The sequence below is a fragment of the Streptomyces sp. NPDC029956 genome (genome assembly GCF_055574655.1).
Window position 1 is genome coordinate 77,676 of the sequence record NZ_JBVHZJ010000026.1, and the last position, 18,106, is coordinate 95,781.

Annotated in this window: 14 protein-coding genes and 2 pseudogenes; 3 read left to right on the plus strand and 13 right to left on the minus strand. The window is 69.6% G+C overall.

Annotated features, from left to right (window positions below):
- Nucleotides 1-15: 15 nt before the first annotated feature.
- On the minus strand, nt 16-915 hold the full coding sequence (locus ACZ4XX_RS21600) for an aminoglycoside phosphotransferase family protein (protein WP_468509472.1): 900 nt from the start codon (nt 913-915) through the stop codon (nt 16-18).
- A gap of 475 nt (nt 916-1,390) precedes the next feature.
- Here ACZ4XX_RS21600 and ACZ4XX_RS21605 point away from each other — a divergent pair, with 475 nt between their 5' ends.
- Complete coding sequence (locus ACZ4XX_RS21605; protein ID WP_468509473.1) at nt 1,391-2,515, plus strand: PI-PLC domain-containing protein; 1,125 nt, start codon at nt 1,391-1,393, stop codon at nt 2,513-2,515.
- 157 nt (nt 2,516-2,672) lie between these two features.
- Here ACZ4XX_RS21605 and ACZ4XX_RS21610 read toward each other — a convergent pair whose 3' ends face one another.
- On the minus strand, nt 2,673-2,795 hold the full coding sequence (locus tag ACZ4XX_RS21610; RefSeq protein WP_468509474.1) for a hypothetical protein: 123 nt from the start codon (nt 2,793-2,795) through the stop codon (nt 2,673-2,675).
- Nucleotides 2,796-2,823: 28 nt separating this feature from the next.
- On the opposite strand from ACZ4XX_RS21610, the gene ACZ4XX_RS21615 reads away from it, so the two are divergent.
- Nucleotides 2,824-4,875, plus strand: a complete 2,052-nt coding sequence (locus tag ACZ4XX_RS21615; protein ID WP_468509475.1) for a WD40 repeat domain-containing serine/threonine protein kinase — start codon at nt 2,824-2,826, stop codon at nt 4,873-4,875.
- A 232-nt stretch (nt 4,876-5,107) separates the two neighbouring features.
- Here the strand turns inward: ACZ4XX_RS21615 and ACZ4XX_RS21620 are convergent, their stop codons facing one another.
- The 10 genes and pseudogenes from ACZ4XX_RS21620 to ACZ4XX_RS21665 form a co-directional block, all read right to left on the minus strand.
- On the minus strand, nt 5,108-5,887 hold the full coding sequence (locus ACZ4XX_RS21620) for a DUF4232 domain-containing protein (RefSeq protein ID WP_468509476.1): 780 nt from the start codon (nt 5,885-5,887) through the stop codon (nt 5,108-5,110).
- 719 nt (nt 5,888-6,606) lie between these two features.
- Complete coding sequence (locus ACZ4XX_RS21625) at nt 6,607-7,770, minus strand: competence protein CoiA family protein (protein ID WP_468509477.1); 1,164 nt, start codon at nt 7,768-7,770, stop codon at nt 6,607-6,609.
- Between the two features lie 115 nt (nt 7,771-7,885).
- A pseudogene (locus ACZ4XX_RS21630) lies at nt 7,886-8,130 on the minus strand (transposase); the annotation flags it as partial.
- A gap of 12 nt (nt 8,131-8,142) precedes the next feature.
- Complete coding sequence (locus ACZ4XX_RS21635) at nt 8,143-8,610, minus strand: hypothetical protein (RefSeq protein WP_468509478.1); 468 nt, start codon at nt 8,608-8,610, stop codon at nt 8,143-8,145.
- Nucleotides 8,611-8,672: 62 nt separating this feature from the next.
- Nucleotides 8,673-8,939, minus strand: a pseudogene (locus tag ACZ4XX_RS21640) (IS5/IS1182 family transposase); the annotation flags it as partial.
- A 513-nt stretch (nt 8,940-9,452) separates the two neighbouring features.
- Nucleotides 9,453-10,538 carry a hypothetical protein gene (locus tag ACZ4XX_RS21645; RefSeq protein ID WP_468509479.1) on the minus strand — a complete coding sequence of 362 codons (1,086 nt, stop codon included), beginning with the start codon at nt 10,536-10,538 and terminating at the stop codon, nt 9,453-9,455.
- Nucleotides 10,539-10,604: 66 nt separating this feature from the next.
- Nucleotides 10,605-10,799: a hypothetical protein gene (locus ACZ4XX_RS21650; protein ID WP_468509480.1), complete on the minus strand. Its 195-nt coding sequence runs from the start codon at nt 10,797-10,799 to the stop codon at nt 10,605-10,607.
- A 624-nt stretch (nt 10,800-11,423) separates the two neighbouring features.
- Nucleotides 11,424-12,233: a xanthine dehydrogenase accessory protein XdhC gene (gene xdhC, locus ACZ4XX_RS21655; RefSeq protein ID WP_468509481.1), complete on the minus strand. Its 810-nt coding sequence runs from the start codon at nt 12,231-12,233 to the stop codon at nt 11,424-11,426.
- Between the two features lies 1 nt (nt 12,234).
- Nucleotides 12,235-14,661: a xanthine dehydrogenase molybdopterin binding subunit gene (xdhB, locus tag ACZ4XX_RS21660; protein ID WP_468509482.1), complete on the minus strand. Its 2,427-nt coding sequence runs from the start codon at nt 14,659-14,661 to the stop codon at nt 12,235-12,237.
- The gene (locus ACZ4XX_RS21665; protein ID WP_468509483.1) at nt 14,658-16,244 is read right to left on the minus strand and encodes a xanthine dehydrogenase small subunit; all 1,587 of its coding nucleotides are present in this window, start codon (nt 16,242-16,244) and stop codon (nt 14,658-14,660) included. Before ACZ4XX_RS21665 ends, xdhB begins: the two co-directional genes overlap by 4 nt.
- 636 nt (nt 16,245-16,880) lie before the next feature.
- Between ACZ4XX_RS21665 and ACZ4XX_RS21670 the strand changes: the two genes are divergently transcribed.
- On the plus strand, nt 16,881-17,339 hold the full coding sequence (locus ACZ4XX_RS21670; RefSeq protein WP_468509484.1) for a hypothetical protein: 459 nt from the start codon (nt 16,881-16,883) through the stop codon (nt 17,337-17,339).
- Between the two features lie 61 nt (nt 17,340-17,400).
- On the opposite strand, the gene ACZ4XX_RS21675 is transcribed toward ACZ4XX_RS21670, so the two are convergent.
- Nucleotides 17,401-18,051, minus strand: a complete 651-nt coding sequence (locus tag ACZ4XX_RS21675) for a TetR/AcrR family transcriptional regulator (protein WP_468509485.1) — start codon at nt 18,049-18,051, stop codon at nt 17,401-17,403.
- Nucleotides 18,052-18,106 lie beyond the last annotated feature (55 nt).

Below are 18,106 nucleotides of genomic sequence, written 5' to 3' on the forward strand. Positions count from 1 at the left end.
ATCGCCCGACATGTCCTAGCCGATGAGGGCCTCGGTGATCTGGCGGGTGGTCTGCGCGGCGACTCGGGGGTTGACGGCGGCGTAGTGGGTGTAGGCGTTCAAGCCCGTGGCCAACGCCCAGCCGCGGCCCCGCATCCAGGTGGCGTCGTCCACGCCGAGCGCCGCGCGGAAGGCGGCCCGGGGCTCCGCCGACATCAGGGTGAAGGCGATCATCAGGTCGCAGGCCGGGTCGCCGATGCCCAGCCCGCCGAAGTCGATGACCGCGCTGAGGCGGCCGTCGACGGTCAGCAGGTTGCCATGGTGGAAGTCACCGTGGAACCAGACAGGTGGGCGGTCCCACCCGGGGGCGCTCAGGGCCGCATCCCACAGCCCCGTCATGGCCGCGGCATCGAACGCGCCGTCGGCCTCGGCGATGGCGGCCCGCGTCGCGCGGTCCCGTGCGGCCAGCGGCCGCATGGCGAGATCCTCGCGGGTCCCCAGGGCCGGCGTCTCCTGGGGCTCGAACCGCTGGAGGGCGGTCAGGAATCCGGCCAGTTCGACGGCTGCCTCGGACGAATGGGCCAGCTCCTCGACGGTCGCCACCTCACCCGCCAGCCAGCGGGACACCGACCACGTCCATGGATAGCCGAAGCCGGGCTTCCCCACCCCCACAGGAACCGGGACGGCCAGCGGGAGATGCGGGGCGAGCCGGGGCAGCCACTCGGACTCCTTCCCTGCCTGCCCGATGACCCCGGACCGACGGGGCAGCCGGACGGACAGGTCCTCGCCCAGCCGGTAGATCACATGGTCCGAACCGGCCGGGTCGACCAGCTCCAAGGACAGGCCGGCCCACTGGGGGAACTGCGCATCGACCAGGCGCCTGACCAGTGCGGCATCGATCGCGGTACGGGTGTCCGCGACTCTCTCGGTTGTCACGCGCGCCTCCTGGCGTCGGCCCGCCCCGTGCGGCGGCCTGTCGGGGCAATCACAGCGGTTCGCAGGTTCGCCTGTCGACCGGGTTTCCCCAACAGCGCCTTCCGCTGGGGGCTTTGCGCGCCGGCACCTCACGGCCGACCCAGCCTGCCCCCCCCTGGCCCCACGGATCCACCCTCTGGGTCCGGCAGACCCAACCCACCTTGAAGAGTGCCGCGCCGACCGCTCGGGCACACGCTGAACTTCCCTCGGTCCGGAGTCTTGCGTCCGTCGACACAAGGGGCACACCATGCATATGACTGACCGGTAGTTCAGTAGTCCCGAGCCGCCCAGACGCTGAGGGACGACCTCCTGAGGGTCGGCAGGGGTGCGCCGCTCCGCCTATGGGCGATGACGACAGACGTCACCACCACGCCATTTCACCCCATAACCGAAAAAGCAGGTCGGAATCATCTTTCGGCGCGCTACGCTCCCCTTCATGCCGACCATGGACATGCCAATTCGAACGGCCGCCCGTCTCGGTGCGGCCCTGCGGTCCGGACCGCGCCCGGCCGGGACCGCGTTCTCGACGAGACCCGTCCGGTTCTCCTTCATCCTCCTTCTCCTGCTGAGTCTTCTCGGGGCGCCGGCCCTGGCCAGTGCCGCACCGCCCCCGCCCGACCGGTCCGTCGCGTCCACCGCCGCGACAGCGAACGGCTCTGCCGTGGCCCAGGCCCAGGCACGCTGGGGCGACCGGCGGCTCGACCAGGTCTCCTTCCTCGGAACCCACAACGCGTTCACCAACTACGAGGACTCCCGATGGAGTTCGGTGTCCCAGTCCGAGTCCCTACGCCACCAGCTCGAGAACGGCGTGCGCGGCCTGAGCCTGGACACCCACTGGTACGAGCGCAGCACCTGGCTCTGCGTCATCAGCTTCGGCAGCGACTGCTACCCGAGCGACGTCCACCTCTGTCATGGCGAGTGCAAGACCTTCGCGGGGGTCACGTACGCGCTGCCCCGGCAGTCCTTGCAGGGCAGCATGCAGACCGTGGTGGACTTCCTCGCGGCGAATCCTCAGGAGGTGGTGACCATCTTCCTGGAGGACTACGTCAGCGCCCAGCAGCTGGGGAACTCACTCGGCCGGGTGCGCGGCCTCGATCAGCTCCTCTTCCGGCCGGATGCGTGGAGCGTGCGCCGGCAGGGCTGGCCGAGGATGACCGACCTCGTCGGCTCCGGGAAGCGCCTGCTGATCTTCAGCGACGAGCCTGACCGTGAGCACCTGGGGGTCATGTACGACAAGGCCTGGACCGTCAGCAACTTCTGGAGCCTCGGCGACCTCGGCAACGACCTCTCCTGCGTCAGCCGGTGGTCCGACGTACCGCTGGACCGTCAGGAACCGGGATTCCGAAGGCTTTTCACCATGAGCCACCATCGGAACGTACCCACGGTCATCAACGCAGCTCTCGACAACGGAGCCACACTGCGGGACCGCATCGACCAGCGCTGCCGCCCGGCGGCCGGCGACCGCGACCCGAACTTCGTCTCGGTCGACTTCCACCGGATATCCGACGGGAGCGGCCACACGCCGGCCTCGATCGTCGCGGAACTGAACGCCCGCAACTGAGACCCCGACCGCACACCCCCGCAGCCCCCCTGCCCGCGCGCGGGCAGGTCGCTCTTCCGGCCGTCGACGGCTCCGGTCCACTGAACCGGTAGCGGCGTACTGCATCGTCGTCGCCACCGGTTCGGTGGACAGGTAGCGGCGTACCGCATGGCAGTCGCTACCGGTTCCTTGGACGGGTGGAGACGACCGTGCGGCCGTCGCTGCGGGCGATCCGCTCCGCGTCGTAGATCAGGTGGATCTCGTCACAGACGGCGGCGAAGGTCCGGCCGGACGAGGCCACGGGACGGCATGGCTCTAAGGTATCCGGCATGACGAGCGCAGCCGGTGAGCTGGTGGGTGGGCGTTACCGACTGGTCCAGGCGATCGGTCGCGGCGGCATGGGCCAGGTTTGGCGTGCTCACGATGATCGCCTCGACCGTGAAGTGGCGGTCAAGGAAGTACTGGTGCCGGGTGACGCGGCAGCGGGTCTGCGGTCCGAGTTGATCGCGCGGACGGAGCGGGAGGCGCGGGCCGCTGCCCGGCTTCGGCACCCGGGTGTGGTGGCCGTGCACGACGTGGTCCACGATCGTGGTGTTCCGTGGATCGTCATGGAGTTCGTCGCCGGTCCCTCGCTCGGGGAACTCGTCAGGACACAGGGCCGCCTCGGCTGGGAGCTCGTTGCAGGCCTCGGCGTCGGAATCGCGGATGCCCTCGCACACGCCCATGCCGCCGGGGTGGTGCACCGCGATCTCAAACCAGACAACGTCCTCCTCGCCGGTGAACGGCCTGTCATCGCCGACTTCGGCATCGCGCGACTTCTCGACGCCACACAGCACCTGACGGCAACACACACCATCATCGGGACACCACAGTTCATGCCTCCCGAGCAGTTGGAGGGCCGGCGCGTCGAGGCTCCGGCGGACCTGTGGGCGCTCGGTGCCACGCTGTACGCGGCCGTCGAAGGACGGCCGCCGTTCGACGGGCCGACCCTCACCGCGGTCATCACGGCCGTACTGACGCAACCCGTCCCGGCGCCCGCGCATGCGGGACCGCTGGCAGAGCTGATCGGTGAACTCCTTCACAAGGACCCGGCATCGCGTCCTGACGCCCGCGCCGCCACTCAGAGGCTGCGTTCCCTCATGGGCACGGCAAGCGAGCCCGAAACCCCCGCGCGCACGCCCACGGTGGTGGACCTCGCCCGTGCACCGGATCGCGCACGCGCCTCCGGTGCCGGTCGCGGGTTCGCCGACATGCCCACCGCCTCCGCCGTTCCGGACACGGCCCAAAGCGCCCCCCGTCGCACGGATGCCCCCGGGCCGCGCCGTCGCAGCGTCCTCCTGGGCGGACTGGCCGCCCTGGCCGCGGTGGGGGGAGCTTCCGCCCTCGCTGCGCGCCAGTTCACCGGGGACGAGGCCAAGGCACCCCCGCCGTGGACCGCACTCACCGGCGCTCAGAACCCTGTCCTGTCGCTGGCGTTCAACCACGACGGAACTCTCCTGGCCGGCGGGTGCAAGGACCGCACCGTACGGCTCTGGGACGTGGTCGCCGGCACCCTTGCCGCCACCCTCGAAGTGCCGCCGGACCCTGCCCGGGACGACTATCCGATCGAGGTGTACGAGGTCCGCTTCAGCCCCGACGGCAAGACCCTGGCCGTCAGCACCAACGGCCCGATACCCCGCGTGCACCTCTGGAACGTGGCGACCCGATCCCTCACCCGTACCCTGGACCGAAGTGGCCCCGTGTCGTACCCGGTCGAGTTCAGCCCCGACGGCAAGACCATCGCGACCAACGGCGACAGGGATGTCCTGATCTGGAACGCAGCCACCGGTGCCCTCGTCGAGACGCTGGGCGACGACTGGGAGGCGGTGACGACCCTCGCGTTCAGCCACGACGGAAAGGCCCTCGCCATCGGCGACGAGGACGGGAGACTCCGCCTGTGGGAGCCGGGGTCGGGCTCGAAGACCACGGAGTTGGAAGCCGTGGACAGGGGCTTGCTGTCCATGGCGTTCACGCCTGACGGAAGCGCCGTCATCACCGGTAGCGACAGGCTGCGCCTGCACGACCGGGACGACCGGAGCATCGCGCAGTTCGGCGATGAGAAGGCCGACTGGGTGACGGCCGGCCCGGACGGCGACTCGATCGCCGCCGTTTCCTACTTCGTCGGATCCGCGAAACTGCGCCTGTGGTCCACCGCGACCCGAGCCGTCACCGGCGAGGCCGAGATCGCCGAAGGGCTGGGCTCCGTGCCAGTCGCCCTCAGCCCCGGCTGGGAGAGACTGGCCACAGGTGGGGACGGCAACTCGGTGCGACTGTGGCCCTTCTCGCCTCACAACCCGCCCGGGTACATCCACACACCCGCGCCCACAGCCTCCAGCGGCTGACCCTTCGGCACCGGCTGCCTGCTCAGCGGGCCCCGGGACAGGCTCTTGGGGCGCGGCGTTGCAGGTGAACCCGGGAGTTGTCAGGTCGGGCGCGCCGAACCGGCGTCGTAGGGCCCAGCGGCGCGGGCCGGACCAGCGAGCGTGTCCCGGCGGCGATCGGGCGTGCCGAACCGGCGTCGCAGAGCCCGGTCGCAGGACCGGTCGCGCGGGCTGGCCGCAGGGCCGGCTCGCCTCAGCCCCCCTGCCCCGCGCTGCCGATCGGACCGACTTCCACCGGGGATCCGGGGTCCTCCGTGACGGGCAGGGTCGCAGCGCCCGGCCAGGCCAGAGCGACCGTCTTCGTCTCGTTCGGCGGGGTCACCAGGAGTCCCGTGATGCGGGCGCCGGAGCCGCCCGTCTTGTTCACGGGGTAGCTGATGGCGAAGGCCACCGACTTCCCGCTCTTGAGGGTGACCGAGGCGCCTTGCACACCCGTGCGCTTCGCGGACAGCGTGCCCGCGGTCGTCCGGAGGTCGACACCCGCGTAACCGGACACCACGCAGTCCCGGCCCCCATCGTTCGTCAGCTCCACGACGACGGTGCCGTCGGGGTCACCCTCGATGGTGTTGTCCGTCGCGGTGATCTCCAGCTCGTCGGTGCGGCACTGCCCGGTCTTTCCAGTCTTCCCGGCCTCCCCGGACGTCCCGGTCCCCTCGGTCTTGCCGCTCTCGTCGGAGCCGGTCCCGGCTGCCGCACCCTGCCCTCCGGAGCTCGGCCCTCCGGGACCCTTCCCTCCGGGGCCCTGTCCACCCGAGTTCTGTCCACCCGAGTTCTGTCCGGCGGAGTCCTGTCCCGCGGAGTCCTTCCCCTGGCCCTGACCCGCGTCGCCCTGGTCCGTACCGCCGGCCGAGGCGGCCGCGGTGGAGGACGGCAGAGCGCCCTGCCCCTTCGCGTCGCCGTCGTTGCAGGCCGTCAGCGAGAGCCCCGCAACGATGGCCAGGGCGGCGGTGAAGGTGAGCTTGTGAACGCGCATGGTTTCTTCCTCGGTGTCGGTGGCGGGTGCCCGGTTGCTCGGTGGAAGTCAGCGTTTCCGAAGCCCAAGACCCGTCCCGACGCCGGGCCGTTCCGTCCCACCGACCCGCGGTACAGCCCTGTTACAAGCCCGGGTCATGACAGACCGCCGGGGCCAGGAACACCCCGCCCCCACACGGCGCCCGTGTCGTTTCCCGTACGTCGCCCTCTGGGGCAGACCCGTGACCCGGCGATCCTTGACCTCGGACGGCCCCACCACCCGGCCGTCACTGCCGGGCGGTCAGAACAACCGCCATGGGCGGAGTCTGCCCTCCGACCGGGACCTCGCGTACCAGCGCCGCCGGAGGTCTGCCAGGACGACGTCCTCCACGTCCGCGAGGGATCCCAGCAGCCGGTAGGCGACGTTGAGCAGCTGCCGCCGCTCGCTCGTGGTCGCGCGCAGGCCCGGATCCAGCTGACCCCACCTTGTCTGCGTTCGCGGCCTCCCGCAGAGCCCGCGCCGGCTCCATCACGGCCTGCATCTGCGACCAACACGTCTCCGGCGCCCGGTCGAGGCAGCCGCCGTCCGTATCGAACTCGGTGACCGCGGCCTTCAAGGCGGCAGTCGTGTCCTTCACGCTCGGCGCCGCCGGCGTGCTCGGCGCGGCCGGCTTCTCCGCAGTGCTGTCCCCATTCGAGCTGCAGCCGCTCACAGCCGCCACGGTCACGGCCATGGGGCGATCATGGGGAGCGGTAGCGGCCGGCGCGTAACTGCTCGCACCGGGATCGGAACTGCTCGAAGCGCTCGCGCCGCTCATCCGTGGGGAAGAGCAGCGGCAGGCTGACGTCGAGGAGGAAGTCCTGGCACGGAAGGCTCTGGGGCAAGGGGTCGAAGATGGCCAGGAGGGTGCCGGATTCGTCGACCAGCGGGACGCCGGAGCAGTATCGGGCATCGCCCACGCTCCAGCCCACGGTCACCCGGGTCCGGTACATGTCGGTGACCTCGACCATGGCTCGCTCGAGGCCGGGCAGCCTGGCCGAGTGCCGAGCCAAGGCGCCTCGGGTGTGGTCGATGCGCGCGATGAGTTCCGCCTCGCGTGCCAAGTCACGGGCCCACTGGCGTGCTTCGGCGCGGAGTCCTTCCTCTTGTGCCGCGAGCCGTTCCTGCTCCTCCTCACGCAGCTTCTGGGCCTCCGCCAAGAAGCATCCGGGTGATGCCCACATCACCTCGATCGGTTCCTCGCGGTACCGCTGCGGCTTCCGCGTAGCGCGTGCGACCAGGCGAGAGGTGAGAATTCTGCGTACGAACTCAGCAAGCGGCATGGACGGGGCGGGGTGCCAGGAGGCACGAGCGAACCGAGCCATGGGCTCGACGGCCATCAGCTGGTCCTGATCCCGGTCCAGGCGTACGGAGGGAACCGCCCCGAGCCAGTGAATACGGCTGCGGTCACTGAACCAGCAGCAACGCACGCCGCTGGCGCTCATTCTCGCCGTGCGGGCGCGTATCTCGTCCACGGTGATACCGGCCAGCTGCGCCTCCAAGGCCATGCGGCGGCCGGTCGCAGTGGAGGCGAGTACGTCCGCACGCCAACTGCCGTCCGGACCGGTCACCTCCAAGTCTGCTGTCCACCCCGCGGCGCGGGCCGCCTGGGCAAGCTCGAGCTTGAGCAGGTGGTGGGCCATGGATTCCTCCGACAGCGCGCAGGCCGGCGAACCTGGCCTGTGAGCGAAGAACCGTAGGCCCAACTGCGACTTCTTGGCGTTCATGCCGTGGCCGCACTCCGGGCACGCCAGCGGGGCGGGAGGCTGCGCTCGGTGAATCATGGTCCAGTCCCAGCCGCAGCCGAGGTCAGGCAGTGTGGCGTCAAGGCGCCCCTGATCCGGATGCATCGCAGTGAAGCTCATCGGTATCCCCCCTGTGGCAATCCCTCATGCCACGGTTCCGCGTCCGAACCTGTGTGCCGTGGCGGGATGCGCCAAACCGGCTCCGCCGATGGCATCGGCAAGGCAGCCGGCAACTGGCCCGCACTCGTGCCCTCGACCACTCCCTGAACCGCCGATGCGCCGCCGCCCCTGACAGCCGAGAGACGCCGTCGGCAGTCGTTGCCATGTACAGCCCGACGTGGCCACGAACCCGATCGCGGCCAGGACCTCTCGGTTGCCGTGCCGACGTCGACCACCACCCTGAGGCCGCGACGGTGCTTCCGGCACCCGCTGGATCAGCTCCCACAGCTCATCCGGCACCAGTCGTTCCACGATCACCACGACCTGTCGCGCCTACGACTCGCTTGAGCAGTCGGTCTCAGTCCAGGTCGCCCGTAGGTCACGGCAGACGATGCTGAGTGTGCCGTCCCCACAGGCGATCTCGTGGCTGCAGCCGTCTCCGTGCGGCAGGATCTCGTCGAGGATCACAGGCCCGAGGTCGGTTCCCCGGTCCTCGTCGGCGGGATCGATGACGAAGCTGGACACCCCTGTGTAGCGGATGAGCAGGTCTTGGTCGTGCTTCCAGCAGTTGTGCTGGAACCCGACCTCGACCTCCTCACCGCCGGCACCCCGGACGGCCTGAAGCGTCAGGTCCTTCACACATCGCCTGCTGTGAAAGTCGTAGTGGTCCGGATCGGTGGCGAAAGCCCGGGCGCCCGGCGGCAGATCACCCGAGATCGAGAGGAGGTGGTTCAGGTAGCGAGCCGGGTCCAAGAGACCTGACAGGTCACCGACCTGCGCATCTCGATCGACGTACTGCATCGGCCTGCGCCCCCGTTCTTGGCTTCCCACTGGCCGACGAATCGTCGCACAGACCCACCAACTGAGATGACGTCCTGGAAGGCCGACGCATCATCCGCCTTTCCCTCGGTGACACGGAGGGCCAAGGGCCGGGCGCGACTGTCGCTGACGAGATGGGCTTTCGTACTCAGCCACCGCGGGAACGTCCGAGCGCATGATCGTCCGGCTCAGCCTGATCCGGAGCCCCTCTTTTCCAGCTCCGGCGGCGTACTGGTGGGCTCGGCAGACGGTGGAGTCCACTGCGACACCGTCCACCCGACGTCGTCAGCGTCGTCGGCTGTTGCGAGGAGCGTGGTCTGCTGTCCTGCTGCGCAAGCGTTCCCTCCCACTCCCCCTGCCCGGCCTCTGGACCTGGTCAGGGGCCGTTTCACCTGCAGTTGCTCGAGCTCAGCGTGCATGGCCCAGAGAGGGCGCGACGGGTAGGTTCGTGGGCGGGTACTGCCTGAGGGGTGATGCGCGGCCGGCGCTGGCAGGTTGCCTCCTGGCCATCAACGAAGCCCGACCGTCGGTTAGGTCCCGGACGAGTCTCCGGGCCGCCCCCAGACAGGCCGGGGATGCAACCATTCCCTTCAGAGCTGGAACCCCCGGAAGCCGACCGCGCGCTTGAAAGCATAGTGACCAGCACTGACAACGGCCCTGCAAGTGCGGCCCCTCGCCCAGATACTCACCGAGCGCCGCAGCGGACGGCCTACGCGCTGCCCAGCACTCGATCCGACGCGGTTGCCCCATCGCCTGCGCCTGAGACCCGATTTCGGTTCCAGGTAGCCGGCCCCGTACCCCGGCTCCCGGACGCGGGGAGCGGATCAGCCCCGGTCAAGCCGCGGCAGCGACGCGCAGAGGCGCACGGGCAACTCCGGGAGCGCTTTGTGAATGCCCGCGCACCCCGCGTCACCGTTCGTGGTGACCGGCCGCCAGCCCGAGGCCTCGGCCCGGTAGAACCAGCGCTGGGAGACACCCGAGGACGAGCATCCGTCGCCGGCGTCACCGCACACCGGCCCCATTCGGGTCGAGAGGTCGAGCACCAGCCACGTGTCGTCGCAGCCGCGTTCCTCCCAGCTCGTGTGTTTGGGGATGTCCGTATCGTTGACTGCCTGCTGGTACGAGGACGAATCGCACCGCGGGGGCGTGGGGTCGCAGCCGTTCTCACCACACTTCCGCAAGGCGGGAGGGGTGGCACCGGCGGGGGTGTACACGTCCCAGCTGTTCACCATGACCTTGCGGGAGCTCAGAGGCTCGCCCAGCTTCACCGTCGCTTCGACCAGTTGCGTCTCGGTGCAGCCGGATTCCCGGTCCTGGGAACGGGTCTCGTAGGTGACCTTCACGTACAGCGTGCCGTGTTCGACAGTTTCGAGTTCACCGCGCAGGCCGCGCACGCAGTCGCGTGCACCGTCGGGCACTTCGGCGTCGACCACCAGGGACCGGCCGCCGTCGGCGGTACGGACACCGTCGATGCGGATCGGCGCGGCAAGCGTCCAGGCCGTGGCGGCCGTCGCCGAGCCCGAAGCCTCCGCAGCGGTCTCGACTGTCTCGGAACCGCAGCCGGCGAGGATCGCCAGAACCGCGCCGAGCACGGCCATCCGTATGCCCCGCTGCCGCATGCCAAGCCCCCGTTCGCCGAAGATCGGCAGCCTAGCGTGCCCCAGGGTGCCCCTCGCAGTCTGCTCCGGGACAGTTGCACGGCCGAGCAGTCTCTTCCCCGGACAGCCTGCGGGCGGACAGACGAGTTGATCCGGAGTGACTCGGTGGTCGCAGGCGATCAGTGAGCGGGTGACGGACGCGCCGGTGCTGTTGTTGTTGTGCCAGAGCGCGGCGGTCATCGCCAGGATGCGTTGGGCGAACTCGTACAGCGACGCCCTCGACGTCTCTTCTGGTTGGAAGAGGACGCCCACCAAGAAGCTCCGAGGCTCTGCCCAAGCTGTAGACCTCGCAGGCGTTCAGAAGGTGACGGCAGCGGGTCAGGAACGGGACCAGGGCCGGTGGCCGTTGGCGCGGCGGGAACGGCCGGCGCCGACGCCCGCGATGTGCAGGGCAAGGGCTGCGAGCCCGAGCAGCATCACGTTCGTCGAGGAGAAGACGTCATTGGTGACGATCTCCGCGGCGTTGATCAGGAAAGCGACGAAGAACAGTACTGCGGCGGCTATGCCGAGCATGGCGGGGCTCCTTCCGTAGGGTGCCGTCCGTATGCCCCCGCAACACCCCCGCACACCTGTACGACCACGAAGCGGGTCCTGGCTTGGGGAACGGCCGCTGACGGAAGAGCGGCAGGAGGAGACGTGGGGAGGTCGGGAGGTGGGGCAGCGTGATGCGACGGACGCGCGGTCGTCCTCTCCCGTGTCATGGGACGTTCGCGTCCTGGCGCCTCGCGACGTGCACGGAGGCGGCTGCCGGGAGTGGCCTTGCTGACTCTGTGCCGGAACTCTGCCGTAGCAGGCGTGGGGCCGGTAAGACAGACCCAGGCGGCACAGGGAAGGGGTGGGCTCGGCACGTTCTCCTGGTGGAGTCCACGTCGGGGACTCGTTCCATCGCGGTGGCAGGTCTGGAAGTCCGTTTCGAGACCGGGCAGAAGAACTGCTCCGTGTACTGCACAGACGCCGGCGGAGAGGTGTACAGGGCGAAGTACCCTCACCATCCGCCGGCGTCCGACCCGGAAGAGCAGCGTTTCGACGAGGACCAGGTGCGCGACTTCGCCGTGACGATCCAGAACACCATCGCGCGGGAGAACACTTTCCGCGCTCGGCGGCAGAGCGGCCACCCTCATCGGCCCCCGCAGTCTGTCAGCTCCCCTCCGTTTCGAAGGTGCGCAGCAGGTCGGCGGCGACACTCACGGCGATCGTCGCCGGCTCCTTGCCGGTGATGTCGCCCAGTCCGATCGGGGTCTTGATCCGGTCGAGGGTGGACTCGGTGTGACCTCCCTCGGTGACGAGGCGTCTGCGAAAGCGTCCCCACTTGGCCGCCGATCCGATCAGACCGATCGAACCGAGGTGGGTGGTGCGCAGGGCGGCGTCGCACAGAGCAGCATCCTCGGCGTGATCATGGGTCATGATCAGGACGTGGGTGCCGTGCGGCAACCTCTCGAGCACCTCCTCGGGCAGCAGCGGTGTGTGGTGCACGTGGATCTGGGCCACCGCGTCCCCCAGCACGTCGAGCCGTTCCTCGGTGAGGAGGTCGGAGCGGGTGTCGATCAGATGGAGGTCGAGGTCCTGGCGTGCGAGGATGCGCGCCAGTTCCATACCGACGTGGCCGACTCCGAAGATCGCCACCGCTCGTACCACCGGGAGGGGTTCGAGCAGCACCGACACGGTGCCGCCGCAGCATTGCACGCCGTGCCGGTTGGTCACCTTGTCGTTCAGGGCGAAGTCGAGCAGTTCCGGATCGGGTTCGGCCGCGGCGATCATCTCCCGGGCTCGGTCGATGGCGACCGCCTCGACATTGCCGCCACCGATCGAGCCCCATGTTTCGGTCTGTCCCACCACGAGCTTCGCACCGGCGTCGCGGGGTGCGTGGCCGCGCACGGTCGCGACGGTCACCAGCACGCCGGGCTCCCGGCGTACGCGCAGCCGGGTGACCGCGGCGACCCATGTCATGTCAGGCACCACTCAGCGCTTCTGCCTCGGTGCGGGTCGTGCCGTCGGTGGCAGACCCGCCGCCCGTGGGACCGTGCCGGCGGTGACCGCTGTGGGAGGTGTCGTTCCGGCGAGCCGCCTGGATCGCCCAGTACACCGCCTCGGGCGTCGCGGGTGAGGCCAACTCGACGCTCACCCCGCCCGGGCCGAAGGCGGCGGCGGCCTGCCGCAACGCTTCTCGTGCCGAGAACGCCAGCATCAGCGGAGGCTCGCCCACTGCCTTGGACCCGTACACCGCGCCCTCTTCGGTGGCGTTCTGCAGCAGCGTGACGTGGAACTCCTCGGGCATCTCCGAGAAGCTGGGCAGCTTGTACGTGCTCGCGGCCTGCGTCAGCAGCCGGCCGCGGTTCGGCCCGTCACTTGCGTCCCAGCGCATGTCCTCGAGGGTCAGCCAGCCCGCGCCCTGCACGAAGCCGCCCTCGATCTGACCGATGTCGATCATCGGGGAGAGGCTGTCGCCGACGTCGTGCACGATGTCCACCCGCCGGATGCGGTACGCGCCGGTGAAGCCGTCCACCTCCACCTCGGCCGCGGCGGCGCCGTGGGAGAAGTACTTGAACGGCGATCCCTGGAACGCCTTCGCGTCCCAGTGCAGGCCCTCGGTGCGGTAGAAACCCGCTGCCGACAGCTGCACTCGTTGGAAGTACGCGGTGCGCACGAGCTCGTCCCAGGCCAGCTCCTGGTCGCTGCCCAGGGTCCGGGCGACGCCCTCGACGATGCGTACGTCCGAGGCGTTCGACCCGAGTCGGGTGGCCGCCACCTGCAGCAGCCGGTCGCGCAGTTGCTCGCAGGCGTTCTTCACCGCCGCGCCGTTGAGGTCCGTGCCCGCGCTCGCGGCCGTGGCGGAGGTGTTGGGCACCTTGTCGGTACGCGTCGGGGCCAGCCGTACCTTGTGGAGCGGGATGCCCAGCGTGGTCGCCGCCACCTGCAGCATCTTGGTGTGGAGGCCCTGGCCCATCTCGGTGCCGCCGTGGTTGATCAGGACCGAGCCGTCCTTGTAGATCAGCACCAGTGCGCCGCCCTGGTTGAAGGCGGTGAGGTTGAAGGAGATCCCGAACTTGATGCCGGTGATCGCGAGCGCCCGCTTGGTGTGCGGGTGCGCGTCGTTGAAGGCGGCGATCTCGCGCGTGCGGGCGGCGATGCCCGCGTTGTCCTTGACCTGCTGCCACACGGCGGAGATCCGCTCGGGCTGGACGACCCGCTGCCCGTACGGAGTCGACTGACCCCGCTGGTAGAAGTTGCGCTCCCGCAGCTCCATCGGATCCAGGCCGAGCAGCGGTGCGCACCGGCCCATGATGTCCTCGATCACCAGCATGCCCTGCGGTCCCCCGAAGCCGCGGAAGGCCGTGTTGGAGACCTTGTTGGTCCTGGCGATGCGACCTGCGATGCGCGCGTTCGGGATCCAGTAGGTGTTGTCGATGTGGCACAGCGCGCGGGCGACCACCGGCTCGGACAGGTCGAGGCTCCAGCCGCCGTCCGCGGTCAGGGTGGCGTCCAGGGCCCGGATGCCGCCGTCCGCGTCGAAACCGATCTTCCACTGGGCGTGGAAGCCGTGCCGCTTGCCGGACATGGTCAGGTCCTGTGTCCGGTTGAGCCGTACCCGGACCGGCCGGCCGGTCAGCTTGGCACCGAGCGCGGCCACCGCCGCGAACCCGTGCGGCTGCATCTCCTTCCCGCCGAAGCCGCCGCCCATCCGGAGGCACTGCACCGTCACCTCGTGGCTGTGCAGCCCGAGCACGTGCGCGACGATCTCCTGGGTCTCGGAGGGGTGCTGCGTACTGCTCTGGACGAACACCTGCTCGGCCTCGTCGATGTGGGCCAGCGCCGCGTGCGTCTCCAGGTAGAAGTGCTCCTGATCGGAGAACTGGAGCTCTCCCGTGAACACATGCGCGGAGTCGGCGAAGCCTGCGTCGACGTCGCCTGTCAGCATCACCGGACGGGCACCGTGGAAACTGCCGGCCTCGATGGCCTCCCGCAGCGTGACCAGAGCCGGCCGCTCGTCCAGTTCCACCTCGACGGCCGCCGCTCCGAGCCGGGCCGCCTCCAGGGTCTCGGCGAGCACCCAGGCGACGGCATGGCCGTGGAACATGACCGTGTCGGGGAAGAGCGGCTCGTCGTGCTTCATCCCGGCGTCGTTGACGCCGGGCACGTCGGCGGCGGTCAGGACACGGACCACGCCGGGCACGACGAGCGCGGACCCGGTGCGCAGGGCGGTGATCCTGCCGTGGGCCTTCATGACCTGGACCGGGTAGGCGTGTAGGACGTCCTTGGTGCGGTGGACCAGGTCGTCGGTGTAGAGCGCGGCGCCGGTGACATGCAGCGCGGCGCTCTCGTGCGGCATCGGGACGCCGACGACCGGCTTCTCCGGACGCTGGGACAGATGACTCATGACGACACCGCCTCGGTGGTCTGCGCGTAGGTCTTCAGCAGGCTCTGGCCGAGCATCGCGGAGCGGTAGTCGGCGCTGGCGCGGTGATCGTTCATGGGGGTGCCCTCATCCCGCAGCACCTCGGCCGCGGCCTCGACGGTCTCCGCCGCCCACGGCTTGCCCTCCAGGGCCGCCTCGGTCGCGAGGGCGCGGATCGGGGTGGCTGCCACGCCTCCGAGGCCGATGCGTGCCGTGCGGACGATGCCGTCCTCGACGTCGAGTGCGAAGGCGGCCGCGACGCTGGAGATGTCGTCGAAGCGCCGCTTGGCGATCTTGTGGAAGGCGGTGACCGGTGCCAGCGGCAGCGGAATCCGTACCGTCCGGATCAGCTCGTCGGGCCGGCGCACGCTCTGCCGGTAGCCGGTGAAGTAGTCCGCCAGAGGGACCTCGCGCTCACCGTCGGCATCGGCGAGCACCAGTGATGCCTCCAGGGCGAGCAGTACCGGCGGGCTGTCTCCGATCGGGGATCCGGTGCCCAGGTTGCCGCCCAGGGTCGCGCCGTTGCGGATGAGCCGGGACGCGAACTGCGGGAACAGATCGGCGAGGAGCGGGACTCCGCCGTCGAGGCGACGCTCGATCTCGGTGAGCGTCAGCGCCGCCCCGATCTCCACGTACTCGGACTCGACCCGCAGTTCCCTCAGTTCGGGCAGCCGGTCGATCGCCACCACGCAACCGGCCCGACGAGAACGGATGTTGACCTCGACGCCCCAGTCCGTGGAGCCGGCGACCACCACCGCCTCGGGGCGCTCGCGCAGCAACCGCAGCGTTTCGGCCAGGGTGTTCCTGCGGAGGAACGCGCTGTCGTGCTGGACGTGGTCGGTGGCGACCGGCGCGGGCGGGGACTGCTCCCGACGCTGGGCGAGAGGGTCCTCGGCGATGGGCGCACCGACGGCGAAGGCGGCGTCACGGATCGGGCGGTAGCCGGTGCAGCGGCACAGGTTTCCGCTCAGCGCGTGCAGGTCGAAGCCGTTCGGGCCGTGCTCATGGTCGGCACCGTCGCTGCTGCGGTGGCTGCGGCTGCTGCGGTGGCTGTCGCCGAGGGTGGGGCTGTCGCTGGGGCTGGGGGCGGTGTCTATGGTGTCGGCACGGTTGGCGCAGTCGGTGCTGTCCGCCACGGCTTGGGCCGGCTCCGCGTTCACGCTGCGGTCGGAGCGGTAGTACTCGGCGGCCATGCTGCAGACGAACCCCGGTGTGCAGTAGCCGCATTGGGACCCGCCACGGACCGCCATCTCCTCCTGCACCGGGTGCAGGGTAGGCGCCGTGCCGGGCCGGCCGGCCGTGGCGAGACCCTCCGAGGTGATGAGTTCCTGGCCGTCGAGCGCCGCGGCCGGGACCAGGCAGGCGTTGACCGCCACCCAGTCGGTGGGCTTGTGCACCCCCGGACGGGCCACCAGGACGGAACAGGCGCCGCATTCGCCCTCGGCACAGCCCTCCTTGGTGCCGGTGAGGCCCCGTTCCCGCAGGAAGTCCAGCACAGTGGTGTGGGGTGCGGCAGGAGCGAGGGGCGTTTCGTTCCCGTTGACGGTGATCCGCGCGGCTACCATGACGGGCCTTCGATTCGGTGCGAGATCGGTCGATTCATCATGTTCGCCAATGTTCGGGCAACTTTCTGTGCTCAGGGGCGCGCCGCGGGACGAGAGAGTGCCGGGCGCGAAGCGGCGCACGACAGCGATGTGCCGCGGGCGGGGCGGTGATGGATGAGCGGAACGTGCCGGGGAGCGGCACAGCAGGACGGCGTACTAGCAGCCGTGCGCGATACGACCCGGAACCCAGACCGTGGTGTGGGCGAGGCGACTCAGATCAGAGCAGGTGTACATCCGCCGGTCGCCTCCTCTCGGTCCCCATGGGTGAACGTTGACCGCAAGCTAGTGGCTGACGCCGAGGAGGTCAAGCACGCACGCCCAGCGCTCCCTCGTACGGCCCACGCTCCATCGGAACCGCCGACGGCCAGGGAGAAGGCCGTCGAGTCGCCCGCTCCCCGCACGTACGAGCTCCTCACGAGCGAGCGAGCGAGGGCGACCGAGCACTCAGGTCCTGAGCGCTCCTTACCGAGGACACATCCCCTCCCATGCACCATGTCGAGGTAGTGGTCGCCAACCGTCAAGGAGCATGGTGCGTAGCCCCGTTGGTCTTGACCTCATGCACTCGGTCGATTCAGCTCAGGCACGTCGGAGGAGATCGTGAGCAGGCCGCGGAAGAGGATCCGGATGCGGCTCACGATGCTGTACGGCGGGATGTTCCTGATCACCGGCGTCCTCCTGCTGTCGATCGTCTACGCGTTCAGCGCACGGGCATTGCAGCAGGGGGGTGAGCCGCCGTTCGCTCTTCGTCCAGGCAGCACCGTTCAGCTGACCAGCGAGTCGTGCGCGGGTCTCGAGTCGGGGCAGTCCGCCGCGCTGGCCGACGGCGTGCTGAACAAGTGCAAGGACGAACAGCGCGAACTGGCCTTGGACGGTCTCCGGCGCACGTCCCTCTTCACCCTGCTCGGGCTGAGCATCGTCGCCTTCGTCTTCGGCTACGTCATGGCGGGCCGGGTGCTCTCCCCTCTCGGGCTGATCGTCCGCTCCGCCCGCCAGGGTGCCGGCTTTCCTCACTCGGATCCGTCCACGTCGAAGCGGTGGGACTCACGTACTCACTAGCCCCCGGCATCCGCCCGCCCCGACGACAAGGTGGCCGTGGCCGACTCCGGCCACCTTGCTCTCACGACCGAGTTGATCGCTGCCCGCTGTCGGCCAACAGCTGAGCGCTGAGGGTGTCGTACGCCCATTGCTCCCACGTGGCCGGTGACCACGCGCGGTCGCGGGTGAGAACCAGGAAGAGCTCGGGGCTGAGAAGGGCGTAGACGATGTCCGCCGCTGTGTCAGCGGGGACGGCGTGGCGGAAGCCCGGCTTCTCGGCCAGGGACTTCGCCGCCGTCGAGACCACCGTGTACCGGGGGTCCGCCTCGTCCGGCCACAGCTCGCGGATCTCCGGGTTGGTCGCAGTCGCGGCGCGGACCATCTCGTTGATGGCCGCGACGCGTTCGAGTGTCCTGCGCGTGCCGAGAACCAACGCGGCCAGCGCGGACTCCGCGGTCGGCGCGGTCATGACCTCCCTGAACCACGGCCGGTCCATCGTGGAGACCGGTTCGTCGTCGCCCGCGACCGCGACATCGACGAGTTCCTTGAGCAGCGACGGCTTGTTCCGGAAGACGAAGTAGATCGTCTGGACCGCCACGCCCGCCCGGTCGGCGATCTCCTGCAGCTTGGTCGCGCCGTAGCCCTGCTCGACGAAGAGAGCGCCGGCGGCTTCGATGATCCGGCGCCGCGTCTCCTGGGCCTTGCTTCTCTGGTTCCCCTTGCCCTCACGCATGACTGGAGTCTATATCTAGAGTTGAACTCTAGAACTAAGCTCTAGAGCTGGACTC